We start from the raw sequence: 18,178 nt of genomic DNA, 5'->3' as shown, positions 1-18,178 counted from the left end.
GAATCTTAAGCATCCAAGAATTGACCCAGAGGACAGCGACGTGATCGAGAATGCCATCGAACTGAAAGGCCTGACAAAGGCGTACCGGGGCCGCAAGGGCAGCCAGCCCAAGGTCGCCCTGAAGGGTATCGACCTCAATATTCCCCGCGGTTCCATGTTCGGGCTTTTGGGGCCGAACGGCGCCGGCAAGTCGACCACGATCAATATTCTCGCGGGCCTCGTGAACAAGACCGCCGGCACCGCGCGCGTGTGGGGCTATGATATCGAGGAAGATCCCAGGAATGCCCGCGCCAATATCGGCGTGGTGCCGCAGGAACTGACCTTCGATGCCTTCTTCACCCCGCGCGAGATGCTCGAGGTGCAGGCCGGCATGTACGGCGTGCCGCAAGCCGACCGTCGCACCGAGGAACTCCTGAAGGCCGTGCATCTCTGGGAACAGCGCGACGCTTATTCCCGCACCCTTTCGGGTGGTATGAAGCGCCGCCTGCTGGTTGCCAAGGCGATGGTACATACCCCGCCGATCCTGATCCTTGATGAGCCGACGGCGGGCGTGGATATCGAGCTTCGCCAGCAGCTTTGGGATTATGTGCGCGAACTGCATGCGCGCGGCACCACCATCGTGCTGACCACCCATTATCTCGAGGAAGCCGAAGAGCTTTGCGACACCATCGCCATCATCAACCACGGCGAAGTGGTGGCCTGCGAGCCGACAAAGCAACTCCTGAAACGCATCGACGAGAAGCAGGTGACCATCATGGTCGCCGAGACGCTTTCCGAAGTGCCCGGCAGCCTCGCGGCCTTTGACGCCAGCCTCAACGGCGATCACGGCGTGACTGTGCAGCTCAACCAGTCGGTCGCCAATGTGGGCGCGGTGCTTGCGGCTGTGCAGAAGGCAGGACTGACCATCGTTGATATCTCGACGCGCGAGACAGACCTTGAGGATATCTTCCTGCAGCTGACGCGCCGCCAGAGCGGGGAAGCAGCATGAGACGCACCTATGATGTGGTGATTGTCGGCACGGGGGCGGCAGGCCTTACCGCCGCGCTGCATCTGGCGCGACACATGCGCATCGCGGTGATCTCGAAAAACGAGCTTGATGCGGGCTCCACCAATTGGGCACAGGGCGGTATCGCGGCGGTGCTGGAGAAAACCGACACGATCCAGTCCCATATCGACGACACGCTCATCGCCGGTGCCGGGCTCTGCGACGAGGCCGCCGTGCGCTTCGTGGTGGAACGCGGCCGCGAGGCCATCGAGGAACTGATCGAGTTTGGCGTGGCGTTCGACAAGGCCGATGGCAGCGTTGAAGACGGCTACGATTATCACCTGACGCGCGAAGGCGGCCACAGCCACCGCCGCATCATCCATGCGGCCGACGCCACGGGGGCGGCGGTGCAGGGCACGCTCATCGAGCGGGTGATGGCCGAGCCCAATATCGACCTTTTCACCGATCATATGGCGATTGATGTGATCACCAACCGCCACCTGAAATCGAAGGCGCCTTATAACGATCAGGCGCACGGTGTTTATGTGCTCAACCGCGGCAAGAACCGGGTGGAGACCTTCACGGCGCGCGCCACGATCCTCGCGACCGGTGGCTCAAGCCGGGTCTATCTCTATTCCTCGAACCCTGACGGCGCCACGGGCGACGGCATCGCCATGGCGTGGCGGGCCGGCTGCCGGGTCGCCAATATGGAATTCAACCAGTTCCACCCGACCTGCCTTTATCACCCCGAGGCCAAGACCTTCCTGATCACCGAAGCGATGCGGGGCGAGGGGGCGGTTCTCAGGAACGCCGACGGTAGTCGTTTCATGCCGCACTATGACCCGCGCGAGGAACTGGCGCCGCGCGATATCGTCGCTCGCGCGATCGACAGCGAGATGAAACGCCGCGGCCAGCCCTGCGTGTGGCTGGATATCACCCACCGCGAGCCCGATTTCATCCTGTCGCATTTCCCGACCATTTACCGGCATTGCCGCACCTTCGGGATCGATATCACGAAGGACCGCATCCCCGTGGTGCCGGCCGCACACTATACCTGCGGCGGCGTGATGGTCGATTTCACGGCAAGGACCGATCTCGACCAGCTCTATGCTGTGGGTGAATGCGCCCACACCGGCCTGCACGGCGCCAACCGCATGGCCTCGAACAGTCTTCTGGAATGCCTTGTCTATGGCCGTGCAGCCGCTGACGACATCCTTGCCCGCTTCGATGACCTGCCCCCGCCGGGCCAGGCCCGCGACTGGGACGAAAGCAAGGTGACGGATTCGGACGAGGAAGTGGTGGTGACCCACAATTGGGCCGAGCTCCGCCGCTTCATGTGGGATTATGTGGGCATCGTGCGCACCGACAAGCGCCTGTCGCGCGCCAAGCGGCGGGTTGATCTGTTGCAGACCGAAATCCAGGACTATTATGGCAACTTCCGGGTAACGGCGGACCTTCTGGAGCTCCGCAACCTTGTCACGGTTGCTGACCTTATCGTGCGCTCCGCCATGATCCGGAAAGAATCACGCGGCCTGCATTTCACGGCGGATTATCCCGAGACCATGTCGCATGCCGTTGATTCGGTGCTGGTGCCTTTCGGCCGCGCGGTTTCCGAACGCGTCGCCTGACGACAACACCTCTTTCCCGAACCCCGCACAAAAGAAAACGGCCCCCGAGACACCGGGGGCCGTCAGATATACTCGGAACGACTGATGATTAGTCGAGCGACCAGGTCAGCGGCAGAACGAAGGTCAGCGCAGCTTGGCCTTCCGGCAGCGACGGCAGCGGGTTCAGACGGTTGATCAGTTGCGGGATCTCGTCGTCGAGAACTTGCTGGCCAGTCGGCTCAATGATTTCGCTAGCGGTGATCGCACCATCGGGAGCCACGGTCAGGCGGACCTTTGCCTTGCCTTCGATTTCAGCCGAGAGAGCCGAACGGGGGTAGGTCTGCTTTTTCGAGATTTCGGAAACCACTTCACGGCGCCAGTCGTTCATGTCCTTGGCGGCAGCAGCAAACGAAACGGTCGAGCCGAGAAGAGCGGCAGCAACAGCAACGGTGGCGATGTTTTTGAATTTGGCGATCATCAGTCAGTCCTTCATGGAAACGAATTGTTACGTCAGTCAGATGTTCTTATTGAGCCGGTCCGGGGTACTAATCGGAACCACTTGGGTCCCGTCCGGCGTTGGCGAGCTTTTACCGTTAACCTTCTTAAGGGCCGGTAACTGAATGATTCAAATTTTATCGATTCCAGAAAAATTCATTCAACGCATTGAAATATATGGATATAAAAAGTTGATGCCGGCTGAGGCGGTGGTGACAAATGCTGCGGCGCAGCGTAAATCGGCCGTCGAATCGAGCCCGCCACCCGGCCCGAGTCCCGCCTTGGCGCTTGCGCAAGGCATACGAACCGTATAGTGTCCGCGCCGACAAACGAATCGGCCATGCACCCGTAGCTCAGCTGGATAGAGCGCTGCCCTCCGAAGGCAGAGGCCAGGGGTTCGAATCCCTTCGGGTGCGCCATTTCTTTCAATGACTTAGAAGATTTTCCGAAATCAACCTGTTAGCTACAGGTAGCCAATAGGTAGCCATTGATATGACTCTTGGCTAATGATTTCCTGAGAAATGTAGGTTTGGGATTTTGTAGAATCAGGTATCTGGATACCTGATATCAGGTATCTCCTTGCTTTCTATCAGCGTACCTACCCAGAAAGTATCAGATATGAGATACCTGATACTAGATAAGCCCATATCAGGTATGGGGTTATCTGATACCTGATAACCCATTAAAATTTGGGCGCACCGGGTACGTAGTTGCTTTTGATGGCCGCGTCGGGGAAGCGGTTCGTCATATCTTGCAAGATAATCCGTTTCCGCTCGGTTCTGCGCAGGCCGGAATTGGCAATCGGGCGATCACAATCGATCTCGGCGGTTGCCCGCCGGGCTTCGATTTCACGGCTCATCTGGTCGAGCGTTTTCTTGATCATGTATACGGCCTTCTTTTCTGACCGCATTTATAACACGTCAATCACAACGCTGCATTTTCAGATTTGATAGGGCGCACCGTGTTAGGGGTCGGCCCCCTTCCAGACGTCCCTATAGGGCCGCCCGGAACCTTTTGGGGAGGCCTTGTCTGCCGGTTCCGGGCATCGGGCCGTAGGCCCTTGACCCCAGATCCAGGAGGATCTGGGGTGCCACAAGGGTGGCCCTGCACCCGCCGACAACCCCCGCCCGCACCACTGCGCTTAACCCATCGGGATTTTCTGATTTTTCAGATGGTCGTTCCAGTCTTTGCCAGTGGGGGGTGTCTCGCGCGCGCGGAGGGGGTGATGTTCGGCAATCTTCATGTAGAGTTCATCACCGGCTGCATCTGCGTCGGTCGCGCAGATAAGTGAACGACCGGGCTCAACCCAGGCGAGGGGAAGGGATGGCCTGCCAGCTATGCTGAGCACTTGGAACTGTCGGTCTGATTCGTACATTTGAAAATACGATAGGCCGTCGACTGCAGACTCAACCAGTACGTTTGGGCCATTTTTCCCGGATTCAAGCGCGAAACGGCCGGAGGATTTCGCGGCAGCCCCACCCCAAACCTGCTTGTTTTTCATGCCTGAAGGCGGAGTGAGCAGGATAACCTCGGCACCCACTATTTCGCCTGTCGGACTTGTCATTGGAAAGCAAATTACCGGGCCAAGCGACTTAGATTGAGCTGGGATGATCTTCCCGGCTGCGATCATGCGGTTCACAAAATTAGGCTGGATGCCGCGCACGCTTACTAGCCAATCCAGGGCAGCGGGAAGGACTGACCTGTTGAGACGGGGAGGGAAGAATTTGGGCGCATTGAGATCATGTGCCCGCTTTCTCTGTGTCAGGAATTCTTTGGAGGGATGAGGTAGGGGTGTGCCAGCCAGGTCATGCACGGCTGTCGTAAAGTCGACTGCTGCAAGATGTTGGAACAGTGATATCGGTCCGCGCCCGCCAGCGTTCTTTTTGCCTGGCCGGCCGGGCTGATTGAAGTCGACCCAGACATCATTTTCAATTTTTATATGATTTGACTTGTCCAGCGTTTTATATCGCTTGCGATCGTTAGGGTCTGGCGCGACGTTGAAATACTGCAGAATGGACAACATATCTGTCTGCATAGCCCGGTCGATCAGATTTTCTGGAATTCTGGCCATTAGCGACCTCCACTATGACCTATGACGACGGTGCGCAAACCGGTCGTGTCGGGCAGACGGCAGCCGTGGGATTGGATGGCGATCGAAGAATTTTAGGACGCCGTTCATCGCCTTGTTGAGGATTGTCGACATGCCAGACAGTCGGTCGAAATTCGTTTTGACGAATGTAAATTTGACAAGCTGGGCCGCAGCGGAGGGATCGATATCTAGCTCCTCGATTTCCCGTTCATTCAACTTCCCCAGGTGCAGCATCAATCTAGTGTTGCTCGAGATCGCGCTCGATCCGCGGAGTGCATCGATCAGGTCTGCAACATCACCTTTCACAACGTGAGCGAGGAGTAGCAGAGATGTCGACTGACGATGGACGAAAGCGCGGGCTTGCTGCAGAAAGTGACTCATTTCGCCGGAAGAATTCTCGTCAATTCCAGCGGCGGCCTGCGACATTGTATCAATTATTGTGAGATCAGGCTTGATCTCAGCTACGACCTTCTCGAAACGATCGAAATACAGTGTGGGCGCGACCTGCCCACGTTCACGAGCTGTTTCAAACAGAGTAACGCCCCGATCTTCGCAAATTATATGCAAGTTCAAGTGATATAGACATTTCTGCTCATCTGACATCTGCCACTGAATATGATTCCATAGGGTGTGCAGTCGTTGCTCAATCACCTCGATCGGATCCTCGAGGGCAACATACAGAACTGCGCCCGGCTTAGGGTCGTCTACACCGGCCGGAAATATGCCCCATAAGTCGAGACCGACAGCTTTTGAGATCGCAAGCTGGAGTACGGCCCAGCTTTTACCCACGCCGGTCTTGCCGGCCATCACACCGACCGTTTTTCTCGCAAATCCTGGCAGGACAAAATCGATCGGGGTTGGGCCAATTTCAGCGAGTTTTGCAAGATCAATACGTCGAGAAAATGCATCCGCAATTCGATGCGGAAACAGGGCGTCGAGGATGATCGGATCACGCTGCATTTTTAAAACTCCTTACTAGTTTTAGTCTCGGCGTTTCGGCCTTCTTGGAGTTCGGACGTTCAATCTTTTCGAATTGATTTTCAGAGGTTTGAGCCATGTAGATGTCACTGCCGCTATTCTCGAGGCCTGCTACAGCCGCCCTGATCGCAGCATTTCTGCGCCGCTGGCCTCGCGACCCAAGGGGCGCAGCAGGGGCAGCGAAAAGGAGGGAATCGAGCGTTTCGAGACTTGGCTTCCAGTGGCCGCGTGCTGCAGCGCGGACGAGCAGAAGGAGCGACAGATCGCGCAATGCATTGACACATTTGAGGGGAATTTTTGTGAAAGCATGCTCTGGCCCTCGGGGCAGTGCTTTTCCGTCTTCGCCGCGATGGCCAACCACTACCGCGGATAGGGCTGGGGAGAGGGAAACAGTAAATCGACTATGGCCGGCGGATGAGGGGTGGAACGATATTTCCAGGGCAGGCTCATCGTTGATCAGCAACGAGTTGAGGGGTGCAATCATAAAAAGAATCTGCGATGTGCTGTATCTCCCTTTCAGGCCCATCTTGCAAAAAATGGAGCTTACCGAAATCTCATATTCGAGCCGATTGAAGGGCATAGAGGCAGCTTGAGAGGCTGACATCAGATACAGGAAAAGTCGAAGGTGATTGGGCTTTAGTCCGCGGCGGCGGCCACAGGACAAAAAGCTGTTCTCAAGCGCAAGTTTCTGCGGGATTAGAGCAAATTCAAAGTTTGGGATGGCCATGAATCGTCGCTTTTTTATTGCGCAATCGGCCTCCCGACAGTAAGATCAATCTGTGGCTAGATCTTTTTGTCGCGCCGAGATCGCGCTAATTGATCCACAAGACCCGCTGCTGCGCCAACAGCTTGCGGGTCTTTTTCTTTCGATTATGCTGCCTGGAAGCCGCGGGCGACGCGCTCTTCGGGCGTCATTTTCGAGATCCGCTTTGCACCAATCGCCGTCTTGCGGCAGCGCTCGCGAAGGCCGATATAAGTGGCAGATTCCTGCGCCTTTACCCATTCATCGACGACGTCTACTCGCCAGCGAACGGGTTGACCTGAGGTTGCGCGAATGGGGGTTGGCAGGCGGTCGGGCATCTCGGTCAGGCGCCTCTGAATTGTCCTCGGCTCGAGCGCAAGAATTTTTGCGAGCTCGTCGATACCGATTGTTCGAAGATGTTGGGGGATCATGACATACGTCCTCAAAGTGGTGTAACTATGAGGTCATATTATGCACATGGCATGCTAGCGGTCAATCATGACATACTATGAAATAATCACAGAGTCAACAACATTCGCGTGCTAGATATATTATACGCAACACTCATTGATAAGAAGTGGCGGAATTCTGCGGATTTTTCATTTGAAAAATATTTTTCGCATGCCCTAGTAAATGGCCGGCAAAGAGATGCTTCCGCTTTTGCCAAACAGTGTTCCGCTTTTGCCAAACAGTGTTCCGCTTTTGCCAATCAGTGTTCCGCTTTTGCCAATCAGTGTTCCGCAGATAAAATACAACATGTTGAATTATATAGTATATTTCAAGTATCGCTCTCTCTCTAAGATTCATTATGATCCTGTTAGGATCAATAATGAATTTCTCCACTGCTTCGCCTTGAGGGCGAGCGGTGGAGAAGGGTGTTGATGCGGGGAAAAGGGGTGAATGCCGCTGGAAGCGGATAGAAGGCATCTTTTCCCGCATCAACAACGTGTGGTTACTGGAATATGTCACAGCCAAAGGAGAGTAGATGCCCTCTTTCTTGCCGCAAAATCGGTTTGCCGCTAATCCGCAGAAATCCGCCAAAGACTGACTGAGACTGCTCTCGTCTGTGGTGAACTTGTGGCGAAAGGACGGCTGCGCATTGATTTTACACTGGTCATTGGATACGGTGATTTAATCACTAAAACTACCACACGTTGAACTATTTAGATGCGTTTAGTGATGATAGGCTAGGTCCATCGCCATATGCCACTAGGGACGAATTTGAAGCTTTGCTAGGTGCTGCCGCAGGTATGGAAATAGCGCATGTTCATCAAATCTTGCAAACCGAGGGTCTCGATACGCCAACCCTCCGCGCTCTGATTCCAAACGTCGACAATTACAAGGTCCTCTTGATGCAGCCTCAAGGTGTCTTAGAGGTAGACGATGCGGGAGTGCGTAACTTTGATCGTGATCTGGCGAGAGCTCAATTTGGCCGGTTTCTCACCGACGCCTGCGCCACCCAGCCGGATCTTATAGCGACTCCAGAATATGCGATGCCCTGGGAGGTCTTGTCCGAAGCAATCAAAGCCGGACAAACGCCTGAAGCCGAGCGGCTTTGGGCCCTTGGATGCGAGAGCATATCGCATGCTGAGCTCGATGCGCTAAAAGCTGAACTCGAACCGCATGCTACCTTGCTCTACGAAGGGCTAGAACCCGATCCTGATCGCTTTCTCGATCCTCTCGCTTATATCTTTCTTGCTCCTGTTCAGCAAAACCAAGAGGAAACGAAACTTGTCGTCCTAATCCAGTTTAAGACGCATCCTATGGCCGATCAGGATCATTTCGAGGTCAATGGGATGCAGCGTGGTACGCGCATTTACAGGTTTGGCGGCTTTGCCGGACAGGAGATAAGCTTCGTCTCTCTGATCTGTTCCGATGCCTTAGCCTTTTATGACGCAGACGCTCAGGCCATCTACGACCGTGGGATGGTTCTCCACATACAGCTTAACCCTAAGCCACGACAGGATCAGTTCCGGCGATATCGGGACAAATTGCTGCAATTTCAGGGAGACGCCACCGAACTTATTTGCCTTAACTGGGCTAGCGATATCCGCATAAGGATTGGCGGCAACGAGATCAATTGGCAAAATATTTCTGGTTCGGCCTGGTATTTGAAACCAGACAAGTTCGACATCCGGGATGAAACGCTCCACGCAAACCACAAACTCGGCCTCTACTATACATGGCTTCAACCATTATACGTCCATGCCCTCTTCTTTAATTACCAGCCAGCGACGTATCTCGTAAATGCGACCAAAGTAGCGCATGTCGGGGTTCCCGCTGTCAGCTCACGCAGGCGAGGTCCACAAATTGCAAGAGTTTCCATCTGGGATAATGATTCGGGTGCCTGGGCCGAACAAATGGCTGTGAAAGACGGCTTCTCCGCCATTGTCGGTGAGGCCGGAAGCGCCAAGCACGATATCCAACAAATATCCGATCAAAACCCCTTTGCAGCAGAACGCGTAATGGCTCTTTGCGCGGGTAAGATCGATGAAACAGACGATTGGCACAAAGTGTCCAATCTGGATTCTTGCCGTATTGATACCTCCGAGATCATCTATAGGCTCACGTTCTGTCAGGATAGCGACCAGAGCGCATGCGAATTTAGAACCGCTCGCCTCAAGCGTTGCGGCCATCTTTGGGATATACTGCAAGACGATGCGAAAATTCCTCCTGCATTGGCCGACTTGCGGGAAGGATTCCACCTGCATTGGTCGCCCGACGCCCCACATCAAAACGTAGTCTCCGGGCAAGGCCTCAAAGCTACCGTCGTCTACCTGGGCGAAGATGCGAATCTCAAACAGGTGGAGGCCACAACGAAAAGGATAGCCGAATTCCTTCAAAGGAGGTCTTCCAATCTGGACGAAAGTCTCCAGTCTCGCCAGCGACTGGCAGTTTGGTATCGTGACGAGAATGACCAGTTCGTAGTCTATGGCACACATAACTACACTAGGATCGACAAGACAGCAGATCGTTCAGAATTTGATATCGGGAGGCAGGGATGACCATTAATATGGGCGACCTTCGGGAACGCATCGAGCGCCAATTCCCGGGCGCAGAACAAGTCAATGACTCTGTTATCCGTTTCACCAGAAGCGCCGAAGCTTGCCCCTTTGCGGTCTACTATCTCGACATCGCGCACGAGCTTCCGAATAGCCTCCATGATTTGAACCGCTATCAGGACGAAGTCATAGGGAAACGGTATTTTGAAGGCAGGAAAAGTCTTCAGTGGAGCAATTATCTGTACTTCTTGAGAACCAACGAGGAACTCGCTCTCGCCGAAGCGCAGCGAGCGAAGGAACTCATTGAAAACGATAGATCATATGCGCGCAAATTCGTAATTCCGGAAGGAAATCTTGAGGAAATCCTTAACCCTCCCATCGTTACGGCCACTGAGAACAAACGACAAGAGAACGTTTTGTCGGCTTGGATCAATATTCTAACGGAAGCTGGCATCCAAGGGGCGATCCTTAGCGATGATGATCTCCCAACTCGACTGAAAAAGATTGAAGTTAACTCCCCAGAGGGTCGCAAAGCAGCCGAGCCGCCGCGCAGGCGTTTCGCCAAATCAGCTCAATCGCTTCGTTCACTTGAACTAAAGCGTTATCGACAGTTCCCCCTCCGCCGAACCTATGACTTTGGTGCCGTGAACCTGATCTTCGGTCCGAACGCTTCTGGCAAGACTTCTCTTCTTGAAGCGATAGAGCTATTCTACTGTGGTCGAACCAAGCGAAATCCCGACCTCAATACTCAATACGAGCTAAAAGCCGTCTTGGCGGATGGAACCGAGGAGCGGGCGGTGTCCAGCCGGACGCCACAAGACTTTCGTGAGCGCAATCTCGCATGGTATGGGCAGTTCGAGATCAAAACCAATAATTTGTACAAGAGCTTTGCTCAATTCAATTTTCTCGACACTGACGCTGCAGTTAGCCTTTCCGAATCGGCCGACCACGTGGAAGAAGATCTATCCAAACTCCTCGTTGGCCCTGATGCTTCGAAGATTTGGCGAGATATCGAGCGCGTAAGCGATGGTGTCAAAGTCAGATTAAAAGACCTCCGATCCACCCAAGACCAAATCAGGTCCGAGCTTTCGCGGATAGAGAAACAACTCAGCGACTCTGCGGATGAACGGCACCAATCGGATTCACTTCGAACACGCTTATTTGAGATGATCGCCCGCCATCACTGGCACCTCGAACCGGATGTGGATGAGGATTCGACGGAAAAATTTGTCGGAGGGCTCGCGGAAGCGATCGCCATCGCCCAGCAAGCTGTTGAAATTCATTGGGCTGGCTCACCGGTCACATATGATGCCCTTGTCAATTACCACCAAAATACCATCGCGCTTGTCAATGAAGTCACACCCGAAATCGACCGGCTTGAAAAGGCTACAGGTCAGCATCTACGGCTAACTCGCGTACTGAGCAGCGCGAAACAGGCTTTGGAGCTAGGAGTTCAAGCTCAGCGTTTTATCGACGCTGGCGTGGCCAACCTCAGCGCAGAGCGTCGTAAGCTGAACGACACCATCACGTTTAGTTCTATGAGGGTAGCAGGGTTCGAAGCCGAGCATTTCGAAATCCTTGCTGGACTTGAGAAGGATGAAGTCGTGGCCATCTCTGAGCGGGCCGCAACTCGAAAGCGTGTGATCGCAGAGTCGGCGCTTGCAGCGACAAAGGCTGAATATGCCAATTTCGCCAAGCTGAGAGATGAATCGGAAAACCTGACGCAGCAATTGCGGCAACTTGCCGCAGCCATACTAGACCGCGCCACCAATCCGGATGAATGCCCGCTGTGCCATACACAGTTCGAACCGGGCGAGTTGGCCAACCACATGAGCAGAGGTTTGGACGCTCACCTTGAACCGCTCGGGCGATCACTCCTCAATCAGATAGAGAATCAGGAGGCCGCTCTCAATGATGCGAAACGAGTTGAAACGGCCTTGCTTCGGTTGCGCGAATTTTGCGAGCGCTCAGACCAGAAGGTGGAGTTGACGATAGGGGAAGCTGCGGCCCAAGCCTTGGGCATAAGTGAAAGCTTGGCATCATCCCGGGCTCGCCTCCAAACTCTGACGCAGAAAATCGAAGATCTCGACAATGCCGGTCTTTCTCTCGAGGAAATGGATCGGCTCGTCTCTCGAATGAATGACCTTGGGTTTCCTCTCGAGCACCTTTCCCACAAGGCTGCGGATCAGTTGGTGTCGTCAATCCAAGAGCAGATATCGACGACATCCGAACAACTCGAATTATTGTCGAAGGAGGCGGCGGAACTCCAAGTCTCATTGCGGGATCGGCTGGGGGCCGCGCTAAGCGCAGACGAGATTAGACCTGTCCTTCTCAAGACCAAAGAACAGCTCTCCAAGACTGAATCAATCCTTTCGCGGCTCGATGGATTTCGTGAGTCCATTCCATGGCCCGGCGATCACCCTATTTCAGAATTCATCGTTGCGGGGGAATCCGTTCGCAGCGTGGCCGCTGAGACGCAGGCAGCATCGGCTCGTGAAAGGCAGGCTGATAAGATCCAATCGGAGGCGCGAGCGCGCAAGGAACAACTAAGTGAGCAATTGACGAAGCTTTCGCAACGCATCGATCGTTTTGCAACAGCCCAAAAGGCCCTCAACAAGATAAGGCAAGGCCACTCACTCAAGGCCGCGATGGAGTCCACACTTCAGCTTAACCGTACTGCGATCGAGTCAATATTTTCTGCTATCCACGCTCCGCGGGAATTCTCAGGGTTGGGTTCCTCGCTTGCGACCTTGGTCCGCAAGAGTGACAGGTGCCAATCCAAACTGACCGAAATTAGCACCGGACAGCGTGCCGCATTTGGGTTGTCACTTTTTCTAGCTCAAAACAGCCAACTCACAGTAGCGCCGCCGGTTATGTTGATTGACGACCCAATCGCGCATGTTGACGATTTGAACTCACTTTCGTTTTTCGATTACCTGCGCGAAATAGCCATTACAGGCCGTCGTCAAATTTTCTTTGCTACAGCTAATGACAAACTTGCGACACTGTTCGAACGGAAGTTCGATTTTCTTGGAGACGGTGAGTTTCGGAAGTTCACATTATCGCGAAAGTCTGATTAGCAGCGGTGCAATCCAAAACAGGTGCTGCTTCAAAGATAGACGTTTTCTGGAAAGCGCAAGACATTATTCTGAAGTTAGCTCACGTCTTTTATTTGGCGTTCTCAGATCGTGTCTGCGGTTGAGCGAATAGCCTATAGGCAGGGACTTGTCATATGGCCACCTTGCATCCATTGCCTCCGCGCCGGCCCCGCAAACGGGCCACGACGAGTAAACAAAGCACGCTGCGACGTTTATCGCGCCAGCCCCTCCTTGTGCTTGTCCTCATCTTTGCAGCGGTAGCCACTGACCGATTCTATACCTCAACTGATTCAGATGCTGCTGCAGGCACAAATGGCGCCCTATCGGGACACGTCGAGCGCGTGATCGATGGTGACACGTTTGTCCTTGCGGACGGTCGCAGGATCCGGCTTTGGGGTCTTGATGCCCCGGAACGGGATACTGCGGAAGGACCAGCTGCCACAGCGGCCCTTGAAGTTATTGTTGGCCGCTCCTTTGTGACCTGTGACGACATGGGCGAGAGCTACAATCGCACGGTCGGTCGCTGTTATTTGGCGGACGGCCGCGACGTGAGCCGCGCCATGATCGAGACCGGTACTGCGGACCAATACTGCCGGTTTTCAAAGGGATATTACAATGGGGCAGGCGGGAGAACCTGCTGATAGATTGATCTCAGGCCATCCCACCCACAAAGTGATGCTGTGGCTTGATGATGATCGGGGTGATCTTCGTGCTGGTCCTGCGGCACCTGGGGCAGCACAGCTTGGCTTCAAGCTCCTCAAGGTACAAGGTCTTCCGCAGTCCCTTGCGGGTCAGCAGGCCGGCAGGTTCCTCGTTCCAGCCGTACCTGCAAGTCCGACAGAGGACGCGAAAGCGGTAGCCTTCCTCATAGTCTCTCAGCTGGAGATCCTTGGTCACCAGAAGTCCTCCATGTCGGGAACCCGGCTGAAGGCGATCTTCCCGCCGGCATAGCCCCCTGGTGGCGGCGTCCATGGACCAACGCTCAGGACCGTCTTCGCATACTTGCTATTGATGGCATCGGCTGCCTCGCTTAGCTTCTCCCACTTGCGGCGGACTGCATCGTCCTGCTCCAGAAGGTCCAGCTGACGGGCATCAGAGGGCTTGAGGTCATAGAAGGCCACATGGACCTGAACGATGCGGCTGCGGCTCGGCAGGTCGCGTCTGGCGATCTGCCAAAGTGTCGTCAATGCGGTGAGCCCAGCGTGATCATCATTGGCCTCTCCCAGTCGCCTTTCGCCGTGCCAGTTGTCTTCTTTCATCATGAGCCAGAGGCCGAATGTATTGGCGAGATACTTGCCCCGCCTGAGCCTGCGGGCTGCCTTGATAGTCAGCAGCCTTGCTGCCTCAAACGCATGGGTAAAGTCCCGCCACTCCGGGGGCAGCACTCGGCCATGACCGAACATTGCCCGAGAGGTCGGCAGGGCCTGCACTTCGTACCCATGCAGGGCATACCAGAGACGCTCGCCAGTCACGTTCCCCCAGATGGCTCTGAGCTGTTTAGGCTGGGTCTTCCAGAGCGCCTCCATGGTCCAGATACCTGCATCAATCAGCCGGGTCTTGATGCGTCCACCGATGCCGGGGATGTCCTCAAGCGGCAGCGTCAGCAGCCGTCCCGGTAGCTCCTCAGGTCTCAGGATCGTCAGGCCATCTGGCTTGTCCATGTCGGCAGCGATCTTGGCCAGTTGACGGTTCGGAGCCATCCCGATGGAGCATGTGAGATAGTCGCCCACATCTTCCCTGATCCGGGCTTTGATGCGCTGCCCTAGTCCATGTGGGTCTCGGATGTCACCCTTGTCCAATCGACAGGTCAGTTCATCGATGGAGCACACGGCATCGATAGGGATAACTCGCTCAACTGAGAGCAACAGGCGGCGATGTGCTCGCTCGTACAGGTCAGGCGACTGGGGGACTAATGCGATGTCCGGGCATAGCCTTCTGGCATCGGTTACGGATACACCTGTCTTCACCCCCTTGAGCTTGGCTTTGCGGTTCGCTGCGATGACCATAGTGGCCGTGGTGTGCTCGAAAGGAATGACCCCGATGGGCTTGCCTCTGAGGGCTGGACGAGCGGTTTCCTCGACGGCGGCGAAGAAGCCGTCAAAGTCCAGATAAAGGCGTTCGATGGTGTCGGGTTTGCGCATGTGCAGAGACTCAATAGGGTCATGGCACACAATGAGAACAAAAATAGAACAAACTGTAAAGGGGGTGAATTTCAGATGCTGCAGAAAAGTTGAGATAGGAACATTCATTGGTCCTATATCTAAATACATGTATTAACTACGTAAATCGACAGTGGTATTATCGATAAATCGAGATAAGTTCCTATCTCATAGTTAGGAACTTAACTTCGTTAATTAGCCTGATTTCCTATATGGTGTAAGGGTTTGTCTAATGTTCCTATCTCAACTTTTCGAGCGTCTTTATAAAAACAAGTATCGTGTATAATATATATTACACACGATACTTGTTTTATTGATGGATTTTCATAATTATTATTGACTGTTCACTTGGTTGGTGTGATTCTGTTGTTGCTTGGAGCAAGCATATCAAACGTGGCCACAGCCACCATTTGATCCTTGCAAAAGGGGCTGCGCCCCTCTTGACACCCCTGGCCTGGCGCTGGCGCGCAGTGTGAACGAGTTCGACCGAGATGGATGATGTAACTGCAATCTCTTCCCGTGCCACTTTCCCCACCTCTCCCGAGGATGGTGCTGCAAGTGGGGGGTGCGATAACCTCAAGTCGGTTGACTTTAAATTTCGTGTGACTCCGCGCGAGCGCGCCCTAATCACTCGCTGCGCGCGTGCTGCTGGTTGCTCAAACGATTCAGAATGGGGGCGAGATCGCAGCACCACAATCGGCGACACTGATAGGTCAGCAGATCGCGCGCTTGCCCAAGCTATGACCCATTTTTCGTACCAGCTTCAGAAAATCGGCGTGAACGTCAACCAGATCTCGCACGCGGCCAACTACCTTGTTGCCGCGGGCAGGGCCGATGAAATGATCAACCTCATTGATCGCATGAAAGATGTGCTTCATGCCATTGATGAATCGGCAAAAAAAGCAACTTTCCATTTCGCCCGTATCGCAGACGAGCGCGAGCGGGGTGTCGCGAAATGATGCCGACGTGGTCAAAGCACAAGGGCAAGGCCGACCCAACAGGAATGGGCGCCTGGCGATACTTGACAGGAGAGACGAAGTGGCAGAGCGGTCAGCTGATCAGACGTTCTGTGCCGCCGAAGCCATTCCTTGGCGATCCGAAAGCGGTTCTTGCAGCAGTTAGCGCGATCAGCCGAGACGTCAAATATCGAACATTTACTCTTAGCGGTCATGAGCTTGACCTCGACTGGCAAAAAATTCTCACTGACGACCCGGCTGAATTGAAGAGGGCCACCGATATCGTCTCGCTAGCCGAAAAAATGATGTTCGCAGGCCTGGATGAATCAATTTGGCCGGCCCGGTTTTGGAATTTCCATTTGGATCGGGGGCGCGTTGAGATCAATTGCATGCTCTCTACCTCTATCATTGTGGACGGGGTAGAGCGCGCGTTTGACCCGCAGCCAAACTCTTATTCCATCACCCACTTCAACATTCTAGGCGACCACATCAATCAAAAATACGGCTTAGCTGATCCCTTTAATCCGCAGCGGATGCAGCTGTTTCGGGCGCGACCGGAAATTCAGAAAAAAGCAGCAGCGGGGGACGAAAATCTTCAGGCGGAGCTCGCAGAACCACAAATTGAATTCCTGGGAAATGAGAAGGCGGTTAGGGACCTGGTGCGGATGACGCTAAACTCCGCGCGGGGCGCTAATCGACAAGTTATGGAGTGTCGCCTTGGGCGCGCGGCAAGAATTTTGTTCGGCGCCGGCCTCGTTGATAATGTCGACGAGCTCGTTGATGAGTTTGCAGCGGCCGGATGGACGCCCTCCGAGGCCTGGCAAAAGTCTCGCGCGGCAGGTGGGAAAGGCCGAAAACATGTCACGTTCAACGTCCCGGGACGCGAAGGCGGCCGGCCAATCAAAGTGGCTGGTGCACTCTTCAGTCGCGAATTCACCTCTGCCGATAAAATCATGGGGATGCTCGCCGGCGAAATTGGCCAGCGACGCCAGGACCCAGAATATTACTCAGCAGATTTTGCCGAAGTCCTGAAGGCACGCGCGGCGGCGGTTCGTAAAAGGTATGGCTTGTATAATATTGACCCGCACAAACCGCCATATCAGCCCGCAGCAACGATCGCGGAAGAGCAGGAAGATGCCCTTGAGGCCCTTGCCGAAGTGGCTCGGGAGCCCGAGATGGTGTGCGCGGTCAAACCGGCAGGCAGGCAGTCTGAGCGGCGCGTTCGGCATTTTTTTGTAATTTACCGTGACGCAGATCTGCCGAGCTGGATCCTGCCTCAAATCGTCTGGGCCAGCGAAGAAAAGACAGTTATCCGTTCGCGGCAGCAGGATGCCGAGCCAAAATTTATCCAGATTCGAGATCGCGGCGATGCGCTTGAAGCGAGTGCCGTCGATGCAGACGCTGTCGCCGTCATGCTTCAAATGGCCAAGGCCAAGGAATGGTCGACAGTCGTGGTCGAAGGTGGTCTCGAGTTTCAACTTCTAGCCGCTCGCGAGGCTGCCCGGATCGGCGTCGTCATCGAGGCAGAAGACCCGCGTGCCCAGGAAATTTACCAGGCTGAACTCGAAAAAATCTCGGTAGAACAGCTTCCCGATCGGGCGCGAGAATTTGTTTATTCGGCCCGTCGCCGGAAAATGAAGGCCGTGCCCATCCCGCCAGGCGAGGGGGCTGCGTTTCAGATGCTGATCGCGCAAGAAGCGGCACGCATGAAGTTGCCGATCGAAGCCACAGATCCAGCCCTGCACGCAGCATGGCAGGAAAAACTAGAAGAGATCAAAAATCGAAAATCGAACGACAACCAGGACGAATTTGAATTCGATCACAGCGATCCATACTTTAATGAAGGAGTCACCCTTTGAAAAAACCTGTTTTTAATAGGCTCGTGGAGGATATCGCCGAAGCTTGGCATATCCTTTTTTGCGCAATGGCGATGGCCGGTGCCGTGGCGAGCTACTATGGGTGGCTTACGAAAAGCTTCGTTTTTGCGTTGTTCGTAGTCGCCGCCCCCGTCTTTGTGCGCGGGCTGTTTCCATCAAAACCAAACGATCAAAAGTGAATGGCCAAGCT

The 18,178-nt window shown here is 54.6% G+C and carries 16 protein-coding genes and 1 tRNA gene; 9 read left to right on the top strand and 8 right to left on the bottom strand.

The window, feature by feature from the left end; all coding sequences use genetic code 11:
- Window positions 1-40: 40 nt before the first annotated feature.
- Window positions 41-988, top strand: a complete 948-nt coding sequence (locus PH603_RS01490; protein ID WP_289504149.1) for an ABC transporter ATP-binding protein — start codon at window positions 41-43, stop codon at window positions 986-988.
- On the top strand, window positions 985-2,613 hold the full coding sequence (gene nadB, locus PH603_RS01485) for an L-aspartate oxidase (RefSeq protein ID WP_289504148.1): 1,629 nt from the start codon (window positions 985-987) through the stop codon (window positions 2,611-2,613). The genes PH603_RS01490 and nadB overlap by 4 nt, the downstream gene beginning before the upstream one ends.
- 88 nt (window positions 2,614-2,701) lie before the next feature.
- On the opposite strand, the gene PH603_RS01480 is transcribed toward nadB, so the two are convergent.
- Entirely contained in the window at window positions 2,702-3,070 is a 369-nt protein-coding gene (locus tag PH603_RS01480) for an energy transducer TonB (protein ID WP_289504147.1), read from the bottom strand.
- 359 nt (window positions 3,071-3,429) lie between these two features.
- Between PH603_RS01480 and PH603_RS01475 the strand changes: the two genes are divergently transcribed.
- Window positions 3,430-3,506 (top strand) — tRNA-Arg (locus tag PH603_RS01475).
- Between the two features lie 263 nt (window positions 3,507-3,769).
- Here the strand turns inward: PH603_RS01475 and PH603_RS01470 are convergent.
- The 5 genes from PH603_RS01470 to PH603_RS01450 all read right to left on the bottom strand — a co-directional run bounded on the left by PH603_RS01470 (window position 3,770) and on the right by PH603_RS01450 (window position 7,327).
- Window positions 3,770-3,970, bottom strand: a complete 201-nt coding sequence (locus PH603_RS01470) for a hypothetical protein (protein WP_289504146.1) — start codon at window positions 3,968-3,970, stop codon at window positions 3,770-3,772.
- Window positions 3,971-4,228: 258 nt separating this feature from the next.
- Complete coding sequence (locus PH603_RS01465) at window positions 4,229-5,158, bottom strand: toprim domain-containing protein (RefSeq protein ID WP_289504145.1); 930 nt, start codon at window positions 5,156-5,158, stop codon at window positions 4,229-4,231.
- A gap of 12 nt (window positions 5,159-5,170) precedes the next feature.
- Entirely contained in the window at window positions 5,171-6,136 is a 966-nt protein-coding gene (locus PH603_RS01460; RefSeq protein ID WP_289504144.1) for an AAA family ATPase, read from the bottom strand.
- The gene (locus PH603_RS01455; protein WP_289504143.1) at window positions 6,126-6,881 is read right to left on the bottom strand and encodes a hypothetical protein; all 756 of its coding nucleotides are present in this window, start codon (window positions 6,879-6,881) and stop codon (window positions 6,126-6,128) included. Before PH603_RS01455 ends, PH603_RS01460 begins: the two co-directional genes overlap by 11 nt.
- A 143-nt stretch (window positions 6,882-7,024) precedes the next feature.
- Complete coding sequence (locus tag PH603_RS01450; protein WP_289504142.1) at window positions 7,025-7,327, bottom strand: helix-turn-helix transcriptional regulator; 303 nt, start codon at window positions 7,325-7,327, stop codon at window positions 7,025-7,027.
- 819 nt (window positions 7,328-8,146) lie between these two features.
- Here PH603_RS01450 and PH603_RS01445 point away from each other — a divergent pair.
- The 3 genes from PH603_RS01445 (at window position 8,147) to PH603_RS16495 (ending at window position 13,637) form a co-directional block, all read left to right on the top strand.
- Window positions 8,147-9,901 carry a hypothetical protein gene (locus PH603_RS01445; protein ID WP_289504141.1) on the top strand — a complete coding sequence of 585 codons (1,755 nt, stop codon included), beginning with the start codon at window positions 8,147-8,149 and terminating at the stop codon, window positions 9,899-9,901.
- Window positions 9,898-12,978 carry an AAA family ATPase gene (locus PH603_RS01440; RefSeq protein ID WP_289504140.1) on the top strand — a complete coding sequence of 1,027 codons (3,081 nt, stop codon included), beginning with the start codon at window positions 9,898-9,900 and terminating at the stop codon, window positions 12,976-12,978. The genes PH603_RS01445 and PH603_RS01440 overlap by 4 nt, the downstream gene beginning before the upstream one ends.
- 152 nt (window positions 12,979-13,130) lie before the next feature.
- Window positions 13,131-13,637: a thermonuclease family protein gene (locus PH603_RS16495; protein ID WP_353507359.1), complete on the top strand. Its 507-nt coding sequence runs from the start codon at window positions 13,131-13,133 to the stop codon at window positions 13,635-13,637.
- Between the two features lie 10 nt (window positions 13,638-13,647).
- Here PH603_RS16495 and PH603_RS01430 read toward each other — a convergent pair whose 3' ends face one another.
- Both PH603_RS01430 and PH603_RS01425 read right to left on the bottom strand, forming a co-directional pair.
- Entirely contained in the window at window positions 13,648-13,893 is a 246-nt protein-coding gene (locus PH603_RS01430) for a hypothetical protein (RefSeq protein ID WP_289504138.1), read from the bottom strand.
- Window positions 13,890-15,245 (bottom strand): Y-family DNA polymerase, encoded by a 1,356-nt coding sequence (locus tag PH603_RS01425; RefSeq protein WP_289504137.1) that lies wholly within the window; start codon window positions 15,243-15,245, stop codon window positions 13,890-13,892. Before PH603_RS01425 ends, PH603_RS01430 begins: the two co-directional genes overlap by 4 nt.
- Window positions 15,246-15,646: 401 nt before the next feature.
- Here PH603_RS01425 and mobC point away from each other — a divergent pair, with 401 nt between their 5' ends.
- Genes mobC through PH603_RS01410 form a run of 3 tightly spaced genes read left to right on the top strand, consistent with a single transcriptional unit; the run spans window position 15,647 to window position 18,167 of the window.
- Window positions 15,647-16,114: a plasmid mobilization relaxosome protein MobC gene (gene mobC / locus PH603_RS01420; protein WP_289504136.1), complete on the top strand. Its 468-nt coding sequence runs from the start codon at window positions 15,647-15,649 to the stop codon at window positions 16,112-16,114.
- On the top strand, window positions 16,111-17,970 hold the full coding sequence (locus PH603_RS01415; protein WP_289504135.1) for an LPD7 domain-containing protein: 1,860 nt from the start codon (window positions 16,111-16,113) through the stop codon (window positions 17,968-17,970). The genes mobC and PH603_RS01415 overlap by 4 nt, the downstream gene beginning before the upstream one ends.
- Window positions 17,967-18,167 (top strand): hypothetical protein, encoded by a 201-nt coding sequence (locus PH603_RS01410; RefSeq protein WP_289504134.1) that lies wholly within the window; start codon window positions 17,967-17,969, stop codon window positions 18,165-18,167. Before PH603_RS01415 ends, PH603_RS01410 begins: the two co-directional genes overlap by 4 nt.
- The last annotated feature ends 11 nt before the right edge of the window (window positions 18,168-18,178 follow it).

It is taken from the genome of Gimibacter soli (genome assembly GCF_028463845.1).
In the GTDB taxonomy this organism is placed as follows: Bacteria; Pseudomonadota; Alphaproteobacteria; order Sphingomonadales; family Kordiimonadaceae; genus Gimibacter; species Gimibacter soli.
Note: the sequence above shows the minus strand (reverse complement) of the source record. Positions and strands in the feature narration are given on the sequence as shown.